At 56.9% G+C, this 19352-nt stretch carries 10 protein-coding genes and 1 pseudogene; 7 read left to right on the plus strand and 4 right to left on the minus strand.

Going from position 1 to position 19352, the window contains the following annotated elements; translation table 11 throughout:
- Positions 1-4: 4 nt before the first annotated feature.
- The 4 genes from ACESTR_RS14880 to ACESTR_RS14895 form a co-directional block, all read right to left on the minus strand.
- Complete coding sequence (locus tag ACESTR_RS14880; RefSeq protein ID WP_278975502.1) at positions 5-913, minus strand: glycoside hydrolase family 18; 909 nt, start codon at positions 911-913, stop codon at positions 5-7.
- 5 nt (positions 914-918) lie between these two features.
- The gene (locus tag ACESTR_RS14885) at positions 919-2493 is read right to left on the minus strand and encodes a SusD/RagB family nutrient-binding outer membrane lipoprotein (RefSeq protein ID WP_288299362.1); all 1575 of its coding nucleotides are present in this window, start codon (positions 2491-2493) and stop codon (positions 919-921) included.
- A gap of 12 nt (positions 2494-2505) precedes the next feature.
- Entirely contained in the window at positions 2506-5835 is a 3330-nt protein-coding gene (locus ACESTR_RS14890; RefSeq protein WP_217729879.1) for a TonB-dependent receptor, read from the minus strand.
- Positions 5836-6017: 182 nt separating this feature from the next.
- Entirely contained in the window at positions 6018-6983 is a 966-nt protein-coding gene (locus tag ACESTR_RS14895) for a FecR family protein (RefSeq protein WP_009597307.1), read from the minus strand.
- 180 nt (positions 6984-7163) lie between these two features.
- Between ACESTR_RS14895 and ACESTR_RS14900 the strand changes: the two genes are divergently transcribed.
- The 7 genes and pseudogenes from ACESTR_RS14900 to ACESTR_RS14930 all read left to right on the plus strand — a co-directional run.
- The gene (locus ACESTR_RS14900) at positions 7164-7739 is read left to right on the plus strand and encodes an RNA polymerase sigma-70 factor (protein ID WP_288299363.1); all 576 of its coding nucleotides are present in this window, start codon (positions 7164-7166) and stop codon (positions 7737-7739) included.
- A 221-nt stretch (positions 7740-7960) separates the two neighbouring features.
- The gene (locus tag ACESTR_RS14905; RefSeq protein ID WP_288299364.1) at positions 7961-9202 is read left to right on the plus strand and encodes an MFS transporter; all 1242 of its coding nucleotides are present in this window, start codon (positions 7961-7963) and stop codon (positions 9200-9202) included.
- 2 nt (positions 9203-9204) lie between these two features.
- Entirely contained in the window at positions 9205-10212 is a 1008-nt protein-coding gene (locus tag ACESTR_RS14910; protein WP_009597303.1) for a glycoside hydrolase family 130 protein, read from the plus strand.
- The gene (locus ACESTR_RS14915; protein ID WP_288299365.1) at positions 10209-12446 is read left to right on the plus strand and encodes a GH92 family glycosyl hydrolase; all 2238 of its coding nucleotides are present in this window, start codon (positions 10209-10211) and stop codon (positions 12444-12446) included. The genes ACESTR_RS14910 and ACESTR_RS14915 overlap by 4 nt, the downstream gene beginning before the upstream one ends.
- Entirely contained in the window at positions 12447-16022 is a 3576-nt protein-coding gene (locus tag ACESTR_RS14920; RefSeq protein WP_288299366.1) for a GH92 family glycosyl hydrolase, read from the plus strand. It abuts the gene before it with no gap.
- Between the two features lie 20 nt (positions 16023-16042).
- Positions 16043-18287 (plus strand): annotated as a pseudogene (locus ACESTR_RS14925) (GH92 family glycosyl hydrolase).
- Between the two features lie 7 nt (positions 18288-18294).
- On the plus strand, positions 18295-19352 hold a 1058-nt coding region (locus tag ACESTR_RS14930; protein ID WP_373179393.1), incomplete at its 3' end, for a glycoside hydrolase family 97 N-terminal domain-containing protein.

Below are 19352 nucleotides of genomic sequence, written 5' to 3' on the forward strand. Positions count from 1 at the left end.
GTCTTTATTTAGAGGGGTTCAACGTTTGTATCGCCTGCCGGATGGTTTGGTAGTTCATCTCGGAATGGTAGTAATCTCCGGCAATATTGTAAGCCGCAAGCCCCGCATAAGGCCCGAGTTCGACGACGCGGCGCGACATTTCGTCGACGGCGGCGTGCTCGGTGCGGTCTTCATCAAACAGCGCCGCATTGATTTCGGCGGTCAGCAGCAGCCGATTGGCCTCGATGCCGGCATAGTTAACAGCGTGCAGGGCATGGAGTCTCACATCCAAAACATTTTCGAGTTTCTCCGTATCGAGGATGACGTAATCCATCTTTGCACGGTCGGTGGCAGCGAGCGACAGGGGATTACCCTCGAAAACGAGGAGCTGACCGTCAGTTCTGGCCGTGGCAAGCCTATCAATAATGCGAGCCGTGGCATCCGCAGCCAACGGGTCGGTCGTGAACGAGTAGCCGTCCATGCCATTGGCAGCGACGGCAACGACGACCTTATCCAAGTAGGCGTCGAGCGCCGCCGCATCGGCGAATTCCTCCGCACGAGCGGCATAGTCGATCTGATAGAGCACCTTCGTGCCTTTCTCGTGCATGACGGACATGTCCTCGGCGTCGAATTTCGAGAAGTTGTCGGCGTTGGTCAGCGTCACGATGTCCAGCGAATCCGGAAGGCAGCGCATGAAGTCCTGCTCTCCGGTCGCTTTCTCGGGAGAATTGTGCATGCGGGCATAGACGATGAAATGCTCCGACTGCTTGTAGGCCCTCAATGTCGCGGTGTACTCGGCCCATAGGGCAGGATCTTGCTCCCAAGGCTTTTTGACCGTACTGTCGAGTGCCTCCGTTTCCGTCCAGTCGCTGCACGAGACGAGCGACAGCATCGAAAACAGCGCCAGCAGCGTGAATATAAAGTTCTGTTTCATAGCTGTTAGTTGTTATAAGATTTGCAATCCCACCATACACGGGTTCCCATGACGTCGCCCGTGCGGTTGCCGTTCTGCTGCTCGCCATCGAGCGTCTGGATGGCCAACTGAAGGTTGGCGTTGTTCTGCTGGTACTCCTCGACGGGGTAAGGCAGGCGTCGTGCACCCTGCGCTACGTCCACCGTGCCGCCCGACTTGTCGGTGGGCACGGGCAGCAGTTTCGGATAGCCCGTGCGGCGGTGCTCCGACCACGCCTCGACGCCCAGCGGGAAGATGGCGATCCATTTCTGCACGATGATGCGTTCAAGGTTGCGTTCGAAGTTCTCGGCTCCGTCGACCCACGGAATCCCGATGTCGCTCTGGGCCATCGCGCTGTAGTTGCCGACAGGATCGGTGTAGGGCGCGGGCTTGACGTCAGTCTGGGCCAGATAGGCGTCGGCGCCGCTGGCACCGCGCTCCTCGAACGAAAGCCTTACGGCTGCTTCGTAGAGTGACCGTGCCGTTTCTTCCGAGCCCCAGCGCAATTCATATTCCGCACGCAGGAACGTTGCCTCGGCGGCATTGAACCATAGGTAGGGCGTATCGCTCGCAACGATCATATTCGAATACTTCGACACGGCCTGCGACTTGCTCGTCACATCGATGCCGATACGGATACCCACATAGTCGCCGACATCGTTCGCAAGGAACATCTTCTCCATACGCGGGTCTTTGTAGCCGTTCATGTAGCAGAGGATGTCGGCTCCGACACGGTGGTCGCCCCAGTCGTTGTAGATGAGCGTCGTGCGGTTCTCCGCGGCGTGCATCGCCGCATTGTCGGCATTAGCCTCGATAACACCCCCGGCAATAGCCTCGGCGGCCTTCGCACGGGCGACGTCGGACTTCACATACGACAAACGCATGGCCATGCGCAACTTGAGCGAATTGGCATATTTGAGCCACTGCGCGATATTGCCGTAGTAGACGCCGTCGTAGCGGCTCCACGCTTCGGCCGGGAGCGTCGTGTTGCGGCCCAGTATCTCGATAGCCTCGTCCAGCTCCTCGAACATCTTCGTATAGACCGTCTCCTGCGAATCGTACTCCACATAGACCGACTCGTTGCTCTCCAGCTTCGAATAGGGAATCGGACCGTAGGAGTCCGTCACACGGTGCATGATGGCCACTCGCAACAGGCGGGCGAAAGCGATGGCCACTTCGTCTTCCGTGCCGTTGACGATGCCCTTATAGGGGGTATAGGTCTCGGTGATGACGTTGGCGAAAGGCCATTTGCGCCAGTCGGCCGAGGGATTATAGGTCTCGAACTTGGTCTGCCATGTATCGACCGTAGCACCGATGTAACCGCCGAACGGCCCGCCCGAAAGCGATTCGTTGAACTGGTACATGTGCTCCTGCACGGGAATCACAAGACTCTGCAGCGACTTGAATTTCGTGCCGGTCTTGTAATTGAGGGCATCCATCTGTTCTTCCGTAACCTGATTGGGATTGCGGTTGATGTCCTCGAAATCACCGGTGCAGGCAGCCAATCCGAGCAGCGCGACCGACAGCAACACCGACTGCCAGCTCATATTGATCTTTCTCATAGTTTCTGCGCTTTAGAATTGGAATTTGACATTGAAACCGAGACTGCGCATCGAAGGCATCATGAAATAGTCGATGCCCTGATAGTTCAGTCCCGTCGAGGCGACGGCTTCGGGGTCGAACGGCGCCTTGCAGTAGATCATCCACAGGTTACGCCCTACGAACGAGACGGTCATGCGCATCTTGTCGCGGAACCATTTTGTCGGCAGGGTGTAACCCAGCGAAAGCTCTTGCAAACGGACGTTCGTCGCCGAATAGAGATAATATTGCGGCAGACCGGACTGCGAGCCGATGGCTTGGTACCACTTCTGCGCATCAACCATCTCACGGCCGTTAATCAGCACGCCGCCGGCATCACGTGCAGCGGCCGAAGCCTCCGAAACGCCGTACAGATCCAAATTGGCCTGCGTCGCGGAGTAGCAGACACCGCCCAGACGGGCTGTGAACAGCACGCCGAGATTGATGCCCTTCCAACTGAAATCGTTACGCCATGCGAGATTGGCATCCGGGAACACCGAACCTAAATAGATATCCTCACCCTCATCGGTAACCTGTAAGTTACCGGCATTGTCCACTTCGACATAGCCGTTTTCATTATACCGCAGATTGGACGTCGTATAAAGGTCTCCCAACGTACCGCCTTCTTTAAGAATATATTTCGCCTTGCCTAATCCCTTGATGTCGAGCTTGGTGAGATTCAGAGATTCGCCCGTCACGGGGTTTACGGCATTAGCCGCAAGTTCGCGGATTTCGTTCTTGTTCCACGAATAAGTGAAGTTCGTCGTCCAGCGAAAGTCACGCCATTGGTTATCGTACCCGAGCGAGAGTTCGACACCCGTATTGCGGACATGGCCGGTTTGCAGGTAGATGGTCGTATAGGACGACGAGGGCGGCAGCGACGGGTCGAAGGTCTGATTTTTCGTATCGGCCCGGTACCACGAAGCCGAAAGATTGATGTGTTGCCACAGACGGGCATCCAGACCCACCTCGTAGGTGATGGTGCGCTCGGGTTTCAGGTCGCCGATGGGATAGTGCGTCTTGTCTTTCCACACCTTGTTCGTGGCGTCGTATTCGTAGGTCGGAACCGTCAGGTGACGCGGGAACGGCATACCTACCGAGGCGATCGAACCGCGGATCTTCAGATAGCTGATCGCATCCGGCATGTTGAATGTCGCCGTCGGAACCCACGAAAGGCCCACCGACGGGTAGAAGAACGACGACTCGGGCGAATTGGCCAGTTGCGAAGCCCAGTCGTTACGCCCCGTCACCGTGAGGTAAAGCATCTGTTTCCAACCTACTTCGACCGAGGCGAAAATCGACTGCGTCTGGTCGTGCCAGCCGACCTTTTCGGCACGTTTTTTCGTGTCATCCAGATCGAAAACATTGAATATGTTGGGAAGTCCGTTCTCCTGAATCGGCCCACGGTATGACAACTCATCGGTCTTGATATTGTTGATCGAGGCGCCGATATTCGCGTTCAGAGACCAATCCTCGCCGAAAGTCTTGTTAATGTTTACCATCAGATCGGCGTAGGTCTGCGTGTCGTAAGCACGGGCTTCGGTATAGTGGCCGTTTTTGCCGCCTTCCGTAATCGTGGTGTTCGACGAGGCATAGAGTTTTTGCGTGTAGAGCGAATTCGAATTATCAATGCGGACACGTCCGGCAACATTAAGCCACGGAAGAATGTCGTAGCTGGCCGAGAACGACAGCATATAACGCTTCTTGTCCGTATTGCGCAGGTTGCGGTAGTTGATCCAGTAGGGATTCTGCATGCGCAAATCACCGCCTTCCATATCCGCACTCCAGAATTGCTCCATGAGTTTCGTCCCTTCGTTGTAACGCTCGAAGCGACGGTAAAGGTCGAAATTCTCACCCCGCGGGAACAGGTAGGCCGGAACCAGCGGGTTCGAATAGACTCCCTGATTGGTCATGTTCTGGTCTTTCTGATAGATGTAGCTGGCGCTCGCATCGAGCTTGAGCCGGTCTTTCAGAAAGTACGAAGTGTTGCGGAACGTGAAATTGTAACGGTCGTACTCGTTGTTGGGGATGATTCCGTCCGAGTTGACCGAAGCTGCCGAAAAATAGGTCTGGTTCTTATCCGTACCGCCCGAAACCGTAACGGCGTTGGTATAGACATGCCCCGTCTCGAAATAGTCGTTCGGCGTATAACCGTAGCGGGCCGCCGGGAGCAGCTTCTCGCCCCAGCTGTAAATCCCCGAGCCGCTGCGGGTGCCGTTCAGGCCCGTGCCGTAGCGATTCTGGAACTCGGGCAGCACGAAAGGATTCAGGAATTCCGTATTGCTCGAAAGCGTAACCTTCAGCGCTCCAGCCTGCCCCTTCTTCGTCGTAATCATCACGGCTCCGTTCGCGGCTTCCGAACCGTAGAGAGCCGCAGCTGCGGCGCCCGTCAGCACCGACATCGACTCAATATCCTCGGGGTTGAGGTCTGCGATGGATTCCGTAGCACCGCGCGAATCGAACTCCGTACCGCCACCACCACCGAAGTTGTACATCGGAATGCCGTCGATAACGTAAAGGGCGTTCGAAGACTGCGAAATGGACTTGTTGCCGCGCAGTACGACCTTCGAGGCACCGCCGACACCTGACGATGAGGCGTTGATCGTGACACCGGCCACTTTACCCGTCAACGAGTTGATGAAGTTGGCATCCTTGACGGTTGTGATGTCTTCGGCCTTGATCTGCTGAACATTGTAGGCTACGGCCTTTTCCGAACGCTTAATACCAAGAGCAGTGACCACGACTTGTTCGATCTCGGCGGACGACTCCTGAAGCGTAAGGTCGAAAGCAGTACGGTTACCCACATCGACCACCAGAGTCTCATAGCCCAAATAGCTGACTTCCAATTGCCGGGAGGCAGCGGGGGGGGGTATCTGAAGCGAGAAAGAGCCATCGGAACCGCTGCTGATGCCGATTGAGGTGCCCCGGATAACAATGGTCGCTCCGACGATCGGGGAGCCATTGATATCGCGGATAGTTCCGGAAATGTCAACAGGGAGCTTTGCCTGTTTTTTTGAGAGAATGATGTTGGAACTACTGATCTGATAGGTGATGTCCGTCCCTTTGACCATTTGGTCGAGGGCTGCTTGCAAGGATTGGTTCGTCACATTTACCGTAACGAGCCTGTTAACATCTACATCATCATTGATTCCGAAAAGAAATTTTGTCTGTCTTTCAATCTCATTCATTACCTGCTTCATACGCACGTTTTCCATCTTGATGGAAACCTTCTGCGTCTGTGCCTGCACCCCAGTAACAGGGATACAGACGAGCGTAAGAACTAAAAGAAAAGACAGGCAGATTTGCTGAATAATCTTTTTATTCATACATTTGTCAAGTTTGGTTCAATGGTTGGGAATTGGTTAATATTCCTGATTGAACTATACGCCGGTGAGTGTTCGCCCACTCATCGGTTTTTCATATCAGGAAGCAAATGTTCAGAGTTGATAGTTCGTGGTTTACATCATAGGCATCTAAAGAATTTGAGATAAGTTAATAATTGGATGGACTATTTAATGATGATTACATCGGTAACAGCATCGTGTTCAAAGGTGAAATCCGAGGCGAGTTGTAGCATATGCAAAGCGTGGTCTATACCGTCCGAAACACGGATTTTCAAACTTTTGTATTTTACGACGGGCATGGTTTCGCGCCGAATCTCTATCTTCACGTTATAACTACGCTCCAACTTGCTCATCAGCTGCTCAAACGGCATTCCGTACACTGAAATAATACCATCCATCCACAGATAATCGTCTTTATCTTCAAGTTCTTGGATTTGAAACCCTCCATCTCGAAGATTGACGATATCGTTGGGCTGCAGAATGACGGATTCTCCGTTTTTTTTATTCGTCACGGCAACCCGGCCGCTAAACAGAGCTGTTGAAAAACGATTCTCCGCTTGGTTGGCGATTACATCGAAATGCGTACCCAATACTTCTACATCACAGGCAAAAGTTTCCACGATGAACGGGCATTCAGAGTTATGGGCGACATTGAATATGGCCTCTCCACTCAACTGGACACGCCGCTCCCCTTTTGGGAAAATCGCAGGATAAACGATGCGGCTCTGCGCATTAAGTTCCACGATGGAGCCATCCCCCAACGTTAGGCGAATATGCTGCCCTGCCGGAACCTCGACAGTCGTTTGCTGTTGTAACCACCGGTTCATGCGTTGACTCAAAAGCACATGGTCGACAGCAATTCCGAGCAGTAAAATGGCGGCAGCAACTCCGGCATAACGCAGCACTTTCGGCCATCCGAAACGTAGGAAAGAGCGTGAATTATTTATACCCGCCTCCGGATTAGGTGCACACATTATGCCCAATACATACAAATTATATGCTTTATCGAGAACTTTCTGATTCTTTTCCGGATCTTCGTTCAGCCAAGCCGAAATCATATCGGTTTCTTCCAAAGTCGTTTGCTCTGCGAAGAAACGGAATAACATTGCATCTGTAACCTTTTTTTCCATTCTGTCATAATATCGCATCTATTTATATAGTTCCACAACTCAATAAGATTCCCTCCTCTAAAATGCGTTTTTTTGCAAATAATTTTTTTTATTAAATTAACCTGTTGCAGGTCAATTATATGGGTAAATATTTTTTTTGCATTATAATCTTTTTAATTTTTTCTTATCTTTGTTCTTGGAATGAAACCGGATACTATCATACTGACCCAGCAGTCGTTCGACAAGTTATTTCGCCTATACCAGCGAAAACTATATGCTGTGGCATATAGCCTTGTACATGATGCAAATACGGCAGAAGATATTGTCCATGACAGTTTCATGACAATTTGGGAGAACCGGGAAACTGTACAGTTTACGAGCATAGAGGCCTATCTTTTCGGTGTCGTAAAAAAACGCTGTCTGAAATATCGTCGGGATAGATATACGGGGAAAGCCGTGTATGAGAAAATCCTGATGAAGGAGCGCGGAGTGATGGATTTTTATACCCGCACGATCGAAAGTTGCAATCCGAACGAATTATTCCAGCGGGAAATCATCGAGATATGCCGCAAACAACTGAAACAAATGCCGGAATTGACCAAACAGGTATTCATAGCTCATAAACTGGAGGGAAAAAGTTACAAAGAGATTGCTGACATGCTATGCATCAACCTCAAAAAAGTAGATAGGGAATTACAACAGGCGGCAATGAAATTACGCTTGTCTTTGAAGGATTATTTGCTCTTATTGCTATTGATAGTATATTCTGAAATATAATCGGCTGATCTGTTCTTGGGTCAAATTTTTCTCGTTTCTAATTTTAAGAAAAAATCAAAAAAAGAGCTTTAGGAGAGGGAATCTTATTGAGTTGTGGAACTATATATTAGATGGCATTGTTTTGTCGGATCTAATATATAGTATACAAAATGAATCAACTTACTCAAAACTCCCGACAATCGCTTTCTCCTCTCCGTTGGGTTCCGAGTTTGTACTTTGCGATGGGCCTTCCGTTTGTGGTTCTGAACATGGTCTCTGCGGTTCTGTTCAAGGATCTGGGGATCTCGGACGCACAAATCGCGTTCTGGACATCGCTTATCATGTGGCCGTGGACGATCAAATTCCTGTGGAGCCCCTTCTTGGAAATTTTCCGTACCAAAAAATTCTTCGTCGTCACGACGCAGCTCCTAAGCGGCATATTGTTCGGCCTTGCTGCTCTGTCGCTTCACCTACCGTCGTTCTTCGCCGTTACGATCGCCGTCTTTGCCGTCGTTGCGTTCAGCGGCGCCACGCACGACATCGCGGCCGACGGCGTCTACATGTCGGAACTCACGACGCAGGATCAGGCGAAGTATATCGGCTGGCAGGGTGCGTTCTACAACCTTGCGAAACTGGTCGCCACGGGCGGCCTGGTGTGGTTCGCAGGTTTTCTCTACGAAGGCTTCAGCGCCGTGGGTGCAGCAACATTCGACGCCTACGTACGTTCGTGGACGGTGGTGCTTGCCATTCTTTGCGGCCTGCTCGTCCTGCTGGGCGTCTACCATGTCCGGGCGCTTCCCGCCGGGGGCGGCGCTGCCGAACGGCATTCGCTGCGGGATGGCCTTTCGGGCCTGAAAGAGGTCGTCGGGGCCTTCTTCCAGAAAAAGCATATCTGGTACTACCTCGGATTCATCATCCTCTATCGTCTGGGCGAGGGCTTCGTGATGAAGATCGTTCCATTGTTCCTCAAGGCCGACATTTCGTCCGGCGGTCTGGGCCTTACGAACCAGCAGATCGGCCTTTACTACGGGACGTTCGGCGCCGGGGCTTTTCTCCTGGGCTCGCTGCTGGCGGGCTACTATATCGCACACCGGGGCCTGCGACGCACTCTTTTCACATTATGCTGTATCTTTAATATCCCGTTCGCGGTCTATGCGCTGCTGGCATGGCTGCAGCCTCAGTCGATGTGGCTCGTGGGTGGGGGCATCGTCGTGGAGTACTTCGGCTACGGCTTCGGGTTCGTGGGGCTTACGCTGTTTATGATGCAGCAGGTCGCTCCGGGCCGTCACCAGATGGCGCACTACGCCTTCGCTTCGGGTATCATGAACCTTTCGGTGATGCTCACGGGCGCCGTTTCGGGTTACCTGAGCGATGCCTTGGGTTACGGCATGTTCTTCCTCGCAGTTATGTTGGCCACGGTTCCGGCATTTCTGGTGACGTGGTTCGTACCCTTTACCTATGACGACAAACCAAATGACAAATAATTATGAATAACCTGAAAATCGTAGGCCCGGCCATGCCGGATATGCCGTGGGAGGATCGTCCCGCAGGCTCCAAAGAAGTGATGTGGCGCTATTCGGCCAATCCGATCATCCCGCGCGACGCGCTTTCGACGTCGAACAGCATTTTCAACTCGGCGGTCATTCCCTTCAAGAAAGGCAAGTATAACTATGCGGGCGTTTTCCGCTGCGACGATACGAACCGCCGCATGCGCATCCACGCCGCTTTCTCGGTGGACGGCATCAAGTGGGATATCTGCGAGGAGGATTTCAAACTCGTGGGCGCCGATCCCGAAATCGCCGAGTGGGTTTACGGCTACGACCCGCGTGTTGCGAAGATCGACGACAAATATTACGTCACGTGGTGCAACGGCTACCACGGCCCGACGATCGGCATCGCGTGGACCGACGACTTCGAGACGTTCCACCAGCTGGAGAACGCCTTCATCCCCTTCAACCGCAACGGCGTGCTGTTCCCCCGCAAGATCAACGGCCGTTTCGCCATGCTGTCGCGTCCGAGCGACAACGGGCATACGGCTTTCGGCGACATCTTCTATTCGGAGAGTCCCGACATGGAGTTCTGGGGCCGCCACCGGCATGTGATGTCGCCCGCGGCCTTCGAGGTGTCGGCATGGCAGTGCATGAAGATCGGCGCGGGGCCCGTGCCCATCGAGACGAGCGAGGGCTGGCTGCTGCTCTACCACGGCGTACTGCGCTCGTGCAACGGTTATGTCTATGCGTTCGGTTCGGCGCTGCTCGACCTCGACCAGCCGTGGAAGACGATCGCCCGCAGCGGCCCGTACCTGATATCGCCGCGCGAGATTTACGAGCTGACGGGCGACGTTCCGAACGTCACATTCCCCTGCGCGTCGCTCCATGACCCCGAAACGGGCCGGATCGCCGTCTATTACGGATGCGCCGACACCGTCACGGGCCTTGCGTTCGGCTATATCCCTGAAATTATCGACTTCACGAAGAAAAACAACATCCTATGAGAAGCCTTGCGCTGCTTGCGGTTCTGACGCTGTGTCTGGGAGCACGGGCACAAGAGCCTGCGGAGTGTGTGGATCCGTTCATCGGGACTACGAACTTCGGGACCGCGAACCCCGGTGCGGTCACGCCGCACGGGATGATGTCGGTGGTTCCGTTCAACGTCATGGGGTCGGAGGAGAACGTCTACGACAAGGACGCCCGCTGGTGGTCCACGCCCTACGAATACCACAACAAATTCTTCACGGGCTTCGCGCACGGCGCCTTGAGCGGCGTGGGGTGCCCCGAGCTGGGCGCGCTGCTGACGATGGCCACGACGGGCCCTCTGATGGTGGATTACCGGGAGTACGGCACGTCGTACCGGGACGAAAAGGCCTCTCCGGGCTATTACTCGATCTTTCTGGACAAGTACGGCGTCCTTGCCGAGGTCACGGCCACGGCGCGTACCTCGGTGGAACGCTACACGTTCCCCGGAGGAGAAGGGCATATCCTGTTGAATCTGGGCGAGGGGCTTACGAACGAGAGCGGCGCGATGGTTCGCCGGGTGAGCGCCACGGAGATCGAGGGCACGAAGCTGCTGGGGACGTTCTGCTACAATGCGCAGAAGGTATTCCCGGTCTATTTTGTTTTGCGGGTATCGAAAACTCCTTCGGCTTCGGGCTACTGGAAGAAACAGCGTGCAATGACGGGTGTGGAGGCCGAGTGGACCCCGGACAACGGGAGGTATAAACTCTACATGGAGTACGGGCGCGAGCTTTCGGGCGACGACGTGGGCTACTGGTTCTCCTTCGACGGCCTTGCGGCGGGCGAGCAGGTGGAGGTGCGCATGGGCATCTCGTATGTCTCTACGGAGAACGCGCGTAAAAACCTCGATGCCGAGCAGGCTGCGGACGCGACGTTCGACGCCATCCGGGAACAGGCCCGCAAGGGCTGGAACGAGGCTCTGGGCAGAATCCGGGTCGAGGGCGGGACCGAAGAGCAGCAGAGGGTGTTCTACACGGCGTTGTACCATGCGCTGCTGCACCCGAACCTCGTGAGCGACGTGAACGGCGAATACCCGCTGATGGAACGTTCGGGCGAGACGGGCGTCACGGATGGCGAACGCTATACGGTCTTCTCGCTGTGGGACACCTGCCGGAACCTGCACCAGCTGCTGACGCTTGTCTACCCGGATCGTCAGCGGGAGATGCTGCGCTCGATGACGGGGATGTACGAGGAGTGGGGTTGGCTTCCGAAATGGGAGCTTTACGGCCGCGAGACCTTCACGATGGAGGGAGACCCTGCGATCCCGGTGATCGTCGACAGCTGGATGAAGGGCCTTCGGGATTTCGATGTCGCCAAGGCCTACGAGGCGATGCGCAAGTCGGCCACGACGCCCGGTGCGCAGAACCGCATGCGGCCCGACATCGACCCCTATATCGAGAAAGGCTATATCCCGCTGGGGTTCTACGCCAAGGACCTTGCGGGCGACACCTCCGTCTCGCACGCGCTGGAGTACTACATGGCCGACGCTGCGCTGTCGCTGCTGGCCGACTCGCTCGGACACGGGGACGACGCGCGTCTGTTCCGCGCCCGCTCATTGGGCTATAAGCGTTATTACAGCCCGGAAAGCGGGACTTTGCGTCCGCTCCATCCCGACGGAACTTTTTTAAGCCCCTTCGACCCGAAGGCGGGCGAGAACTTCACGGCGGCCCCGGGCTTTCACGAGGGGAGTGCTTGGAACTATACGTTCTACGTTCCGCACGACGTGGAGGGGCTTGCGAAGCTGATGGGCGGACGACGCAAATTCATCGACAAACTGCAAATGGTCTTCGACGAGGGACTTTACGACCCTGCGAACGAACCCGACATCGCCTATGCGTATCTGTTCAGCCGCTTCCGGGGCGAGGAGTGGCGCACGCAGCGGGAAACCCGGCGGCTGTTGGAGCGATACTTTACCACCGCCCCCGACGGCATCCCGGGCAACGACGACACGGGGACGATGTCGGCGTGGGCTGTTTTCACGATGCTGGGCCTCTATCCCGACTGCCCGGGCGAGCCGTACTACACGCTGACGTCCCCGACGTTCGACCGTGTGGAGATCGACACGGAGCGGGGAACGCTGGTGATCGAAAAAAGCGGCGAAGGGTATATCGACCGGATGACGCTTGGCGATAAACCGTTGAAAAATTATCGTATCTTGCACGATGAATTGCTCAAGGGCGGAAAACTTACTTTCGAACTTAAAAACAAGAGATAGATGAAACTTACGGGATTCTTATTCGCCGCGGCCCTGCTGGGCGCGTGCACGCAGGCTGCGGAGGAGAATTACACGCGCCATGTCGATCCGAAGATCGGCACAGGCGGCCACGGGCACGTCTTCGTGGGAGCCAACGTCCCCTTCGGCCTGGTGCAGGTGGGTCCGACGAGCATTCCGCAGACGTGGGACTGGTGCTCGGGCTACCACGCGAGCGATTCGACCGTTATCGGCTTTTCGCACACGCACCTTTCGGGCACGGGCATCGGCGACCTGTTCGACATTACCGTCATGCCCGTCGTGGGTGAAGTGACCTATGCCCGCGGCGAGGAGAATGACCCGGCCTCGGGCCTGTGGTCTTACGCCGACCGTACGCGGGAGATCACGAAACCCGGTTATTACTCGGTTCCGCTTGTGCGCTACGGCATTCGGGCCGAGCTGACGGCCACGGCGCGCGTGGGTCTGCACCGCTACACGTTCCCGGCGTCGGACGCCGCAGCCGTGGTCTTCGATCTGGAGAACGGCGGCTGCTGGGACAAGGCCACCGATACGGGCTTCCGCTTCTCGGACGACAGCACGCGCATCGCCGGATGGCGCTGCTCGACGGGGTGGGCCAAAAATCAGGAGGTCTACTTCGTGGCCGAGTTTTCAAAACCCGCGAAGGGGATTTCCTACCTGCAGCCGGGCGAGATAGACGATTCCAAAATGCCCCGGATCGCGGCCCGTTATGCACGTGTGGACTTCGACACGGCGGAGGGCGAACAGGTGCTCGTGAAAGTGGCCCTTTCGCCCGTAAGTATCGAAGGCGCGAAGGCAAACCTTGCGGCGGAACTCCCCGGATGGGATTTCGACGCTACGGCGGCCGCTGCCGACAAGGCGTGGAACGATGAACTGTCGAAGGTGAAGATCGAGACGGAGGATGAAACGTCGAAGCGCATCTTCTATACGGCGCTGTATCATACGATGGTGGCTCCGTCGCTCTTCTGCGATGTGAACGGCGATTACCGCGGAGCCGACGGCAAGGTGCATGAGAATCCGGGGCGCGATACCTATACGACCTTTTCGCTGTGGGACACTTACCGGGCCGCGATGCCGCTGATGACCGTCCTGCACCCGGAGCGGATGCCCGACATCATCCAGACGATGCTGCACATCGCCGACGAGCAGGGACGGCTCCCGGTATGGCACCTGTGGGGTAATGAGACCGACTGCATGGTGGGCAACCCGGGCATCGTAGCGGTGGCGGACGCCATCGTGAAGGGCATCGGGGGCTTCGACCGCGAAAAGGCCTTCGAGACGATCCGTAAGACGGCCATGAACCCCGACCGGGGCAACGGCCTGCGCATGGAGTACGGCTACATCCCGTGCGAGATGTTCAACGAGGCCGTAGCCTATGACATGGAGTACGCTTTGGCTGACGGCGCGGCGGCGCGTGCCGCCGAAGCGCTGGGCAAGGCGGAGGATGCGAAGTATTTCGAGGAACGCAGCCATAGCTACCGCAACTATTTCGACCCGCAGACGGGATTTATGCGGGGCCGGGATTCGAAAAAAGGCTGGAGGACGCCCTTCAATGCGTTCGCCTCGACGCACCGCGCCGACGATTACTGCGAGGGCAACGCCTGGCAGTATACGTGGCTGGCTCCGCATGATGTCGCAGGTCTTGTCGGATGCTTCGGCAGCCGGGCGCGGATGCTCGAAAAACTGGACTCGCTGTTCACGGTAAGCTCCGTGGTCGAGGGCGGCGAGACATCGCCCGACATTTCGGGCCTGATTGGCCAGTACGCCCACGGCAACGAACCGAGCCACCATATTTTGTACCTTTATACGATGCTGGGTCAGCCGTGGGAAACGGCCGACAAAGTTCGCGAGGTGCTCACGACGCTCTACCACGCCGCTCCGGACGGCCTTTCGGGCAACGAGGACGTGGGTCAGATGTCGGCCTGGTACGTCCTCTCGTCGCTGGGCATGTACGAGGCCGAGCCTGCGGGCGGAAGATACTGGTTCGGATCGCCCCTGTTCGACAGGGTCGAAATCACCGTCCCGGGCGGGACCTTCACGATTGTCGCCGAGAACAACTCCGCTGCGAACAAATATATCCAGCGGGTGTGGCTCAATGGCCAACCCTACACAAAGCCTTGGATCGGTCATGCCGACCTGATGAAGGGCGGGGAGCTGCGCTTCGAGATGGGGGCCGAAGAGAAGGTGTGGTACTGTCCGGACGAGCCGGAGGCGTACGCCGACCAGCGGCCCGCGGAGGAGCAGCGGCTTTTTAAGTCGGAAGCGGTAGAGGGGGAGATCGCCCGCGTGTGCGGTCTTCTGACCAACGAACGCCTGCGGTGGATGTTCGCCAACTGCTTCCCCAACACGCTCGACACCACGGTGCACTACGGCGAGGACGAGGCGGGCAATCCCGATACCTACGTCTACACGGGCGACATTCCGGCCATGTGGCTCCGCGACTCGGGGGCGCAGGTGTGGCCCTACGTGCAGTTGTGTAAGGAGGACCCGGCGTTGCAGAAGATGATCGCGGGGGTGATCCGGCGGCAATTCAAACTCATCAATATCGATCCTTACGCTAATGCCTTCAACGTCGGCCCTACGGGTGACGGCGAGGATGTCGGCTATCCGGGCAACGATCAAAGTCCCTGGGTTTTCGAGCGCAAATGGGAGATCGATTCCCATTGCTATCCTCTGCGCCTTGCGCACCATTACTGGAAAACCACGGGCGACACGTCGGTCTTCGACGGGGAGTGGATCTCTGCGATGCGCAATATTGTAAAGACTTTGAAAGAACAGCAGATGAAGGAGGGGCCGGGCGATTACATCTTCCTGCGCACGACCGACCGCCAGCTGGATACCCGCTGCCATGTGGGGCGCGGCAACCCCGTGAAACCCGTGGGGCTGATCGTCTCGGCGTTCCGTCCTTCGGACGACGCCACGACCTTCGGGTTCCTCATCCCGTCGAATTTCATGACCGTCACGTCGCTGCGCAAGGCCGCCGAGATCCTGACGGCGGTGAACGGCGAGCGGAAGCTGGCCGCGGAGTGCACGGCGCTGGCCGGAGAGGTGGAAGAGGCATTGCAGAAATACGCGGTGGTCGAGCATCCGGAGTTCGGGAAGATCTACGCCTTCGAGGTGGACGGATTCGGAGGCTGCTTTCTGATGGACGACGCCAATGTGCCGTCGCTGCTGGCAATGCCCTACCTGGGCGACGTGGAGCGCACGGATCCCATCTATGAGAACACCCGGCGGTTCGTCTGGAGCGAAGAGAACCCCTACTTTTGGAGAGGCTCCGCCGGCGAGGGCATCGGCGGCCCCCATATCGGGGTGGAGATGATCTGGCCCATGAGCATCATGATGCGGGCCTTCACGTCGGAGGACGACGCCGAGATCCGCGATTGCATCGTCGCCCTGATGACCACCGATGCCGGGACGGGCTTCATGCATGAATCCTTCTCGCGCCACGATGCTGCGAATTTCACCCGCCCGTGGTTCGCCTGGCAGAACACGCTCTTCGGGGAACTCATATTAAAACTCGTAAACGAAAACAAGGTCGACTTACTTAATTCCATTGACTGACCGGAAAAAACCAAATAACAATGATAAAACCTGTTTCTTTGCTGTTACTTGCCGCCGTTCTGTGCGGCAGCTGCGGAAGCCGCACGGGGCGCACCGCGGCAACCTCCTGCGACGAACCTTCGGCGCGGCCTTCGGAATACGTCTCGACGCTCGTAGGCACGCACTCCGACTTCACGCTCTCGACGGGCAACACCTACCCTGCCGTGGGGCATGAACTTCTGGACGCCCCAGACGGGCGAGATGGGCAGCGGATGGGCCTATACCTACGGCGCCCACACCATCCGGGGCCTGAAGCAGACCCACCAGCCCTCGCCGTGGATCAACGACTACGGGCAGTTTTCCATCATGCCCGTGCGCGGACGCGACAAGGTCGATGAAGAGAGCCGTCAGAGCTGGTTCTCGCACCAGTCGGAGGAGGCACGCCCCTACTATTATTCGGTATACCTCGCCGACCACGACATCAAGGCCGAGATCGCCCCGACCGAGCGGGCTGCGATCATGCGTTTCACGTTCCCCGAATCGGACGAGTCGGGCGTGGTGATCGACGCTTTCGACCGCGGATCGTACATCAGGGTCATGCACGACAAACGGACTGTCGTGGGATACACCACGCGCAACAGCGGAGGAGTACCCGAGAACTTCCGAAACTGGTTCGTAGTGCGCTTCGACCGGAAAATCAGGGAGTTCCAGATTTACGACAGAACAAAGCCCGTCGAAGGCGAACAGTTAGTCGGCGAACACGCCCTCGTGCGGGTAGGTTTCGAAACCCGGCGCGGCGAGCAGGTAACGGTGCGCGCAGCCTCATCGTTCATATCGCAGATGCAGGCCGTGCAGAACCTCGAAGAGCTGGGAAAGGACGATTTCGAAACCGTGAAGGCCAAGGCGCAAGCACACTGGGACGAGGTGCTCGGACGTATTGAAGTCGAGGGAGGCACGACGGACCAGTACCGCACGTTCTATTCGTGCCTCTACCGTTCGACCTTGTTCCCGCGCAAGTTCTACGAGATCGACAAGAACGGCAATATCCTGCATTACAGCCCCTACAACGGTGAGGTACTGCCGGGATACATGTATACCGACACGGGATTCTGGGACACCTTCCGCAGTCTGTTTCCGCTGCTCAATCTGGTCTATCCGTCGGTCAATGCCGAAATTCAGGCCGGGCTGGCAAACGCTTACCGCGAGAGCGGATTTCTGCCCGAATGGGCTTCGCCCGGACACCGTGGGTGCATGGTCGGAAACAACTCGGCGTCGGTCGTTTCGGATGCCATCCTGAAAGGTGTCACCCCCGAGGAAGACATTGCGACGCTCTACGAGGCGATGCTCGCAGGACGCCGGAAGGTACACCCCACGGTGAGCTCCACGGGGCGCCTCGGACACGAATACTACAACACACTGGGATACATCCCCTACGATGTGGGTATCAACGAGAATGTCGCACGAACGCTCGAATACGCCTACGACGACTGGTGCATCGCGCAGGTGGCGAAAAAACTCGGAAAAACGAACGACGCTGCGATGCTGGAAAAGGCTTCGCAGAACTATAAAAACCTCTTCGATCCCGAAACGCGCCTGATGCGGGGCCGCAATGCCGACGGGACGTTCCAGACGCCCTTCAGCCCCTACAAGTGGGGCGACGCCTTCACCGAGGGAAACGCGTGGCACTACACATGGTCGGTGTTCCACGATGTCGAGGGACTGATCGACCTGATGGGAGGACACAAAGGATTCACGCGGATGCTCGACTCGGTCTTCGTCGTGCCGCCCGTCTACGACGACAGCTACTACGGGTTCCGCATCCACGAAATTACCGAAATGCAGGTGGCCGACATGGGCAACTACGCCCACGGAAACCAGCCCGCGCAGCACATGATCTACCTCTACGACTACGCCGGGCAACCCCGTAAGGCGCAGTGGTGGGTTCGTGAGGTCATGGATCGCCTCTACTCGGCCAAGCCCGACGGTTACTGCGGCGACGAGGACAACGGACAAACCTCGGCGTGGTACGTATTTTCGGCCTTAGGGTTCTATCCCGTGTGTCCCGGCGCGGACGAATACGCAGTCGGATCGCCGCTGTTCCGCAAGGCCGTCATTCACCTCGAAAACGGCAATACGATCGAGATCGACGCTCCGGAGAACAGCTCCGAGAACCGTTATGTCGGTAAAATGGCTATCGACGGAAAAGTATCGGAAAGGCCGTTCCTTAGCTATTCCACACTTCTGGAAGGTGCGAAGGTGCGCTTCGAGATGGAATCCGAAAAATAGCCTTCCCATGAAGATTCCGAATCCACATGCTGCCTTCATGGCCTTCGCCTGTGCATTGTTTGCAGCATGCTCTCCGCAGCAGCCCTTCGTAACCTCCCCTGACGGGCGCATCGCCGTATCTGTCGAAGCCGATGCAGAGGCGGGCGTGACCTATGCCGTCACGGTCGACGACAAGCCCCTGATACTGCCCTCGGCGATGGGGCTCGCGGCATGCGGAACCTCGCTGCAGGGAGCGACGATAACAGGCGTATGGCACTCCTCCCACGACAAGCTGTGGACAGCCCCCTGGGGCGAGAACAAGCGGCACCGCAACCGTTACAACGAAATGTCCGTCGCAGTGCGGAAGCCGGATAAAAGCATGGCCTTCACGCTCCGCTTCCGCGCATTCGACGACGGAATAGCATTTCGCTACGAACTGGCGCAGCCCGATTCGCTGGCCGTGACGGACGAACTGACGGAATTCCGGTTCGCAAATGAGGGTCATACGATGTCGTGGTCCATACCCGGCAATTTCGAGACCTATGAACTTCAGTACCGCGAGCAGCCCGTCGCACGGATTACGGATGCAAACACGCCCTTCACGTTCCGCACTGGGGACGGAATATTCGGAGCCGTGCACGAGGCGGCCCTGTACGACTGGCCCGAGATGGTATTGAGGCGCGACAGTGCGGGGGTGCTGAAAGCCGACCTCGCGCCCCTGCCCGACGGCGTGAAGGCGTACATTCCGGGACGCTTCACGACGCCCTGGCGCACGATACAGATAGCAGACAGGGCCGTAGGCCTGATAAACTCGTCGCTGGTGCTCAACCTGAACGAACCTTCGAAGATCGAGGATACCTCATGGATCGTGCCGCAGAAGTACGTCGGCGTATGGTGGGGAATGCACCTCGGAACGCAGGTATGGACGATGGGGCCGCGACACGGAGCAACGACACGGAATGCCATCCGGCACATCGACTTTGCTGCGGAAAACGGCATACAAGGAGTGTTGTTCGAGGGCTGGAACAAAGGATGGGAGAACTGGGGCGGAAACCAGCAGTTCGACTACCTCGAACCCTATGCGGA

Source organism: Alistipes sp. DJF_B185, from assembly GCF_964250025.1.
Classification (GTDB): Bacteria; Bacteroidota; Bacteroidia; order Bacteroidales; family Rikenellaceae; genus Alistipes; species Alistipes finegoldii.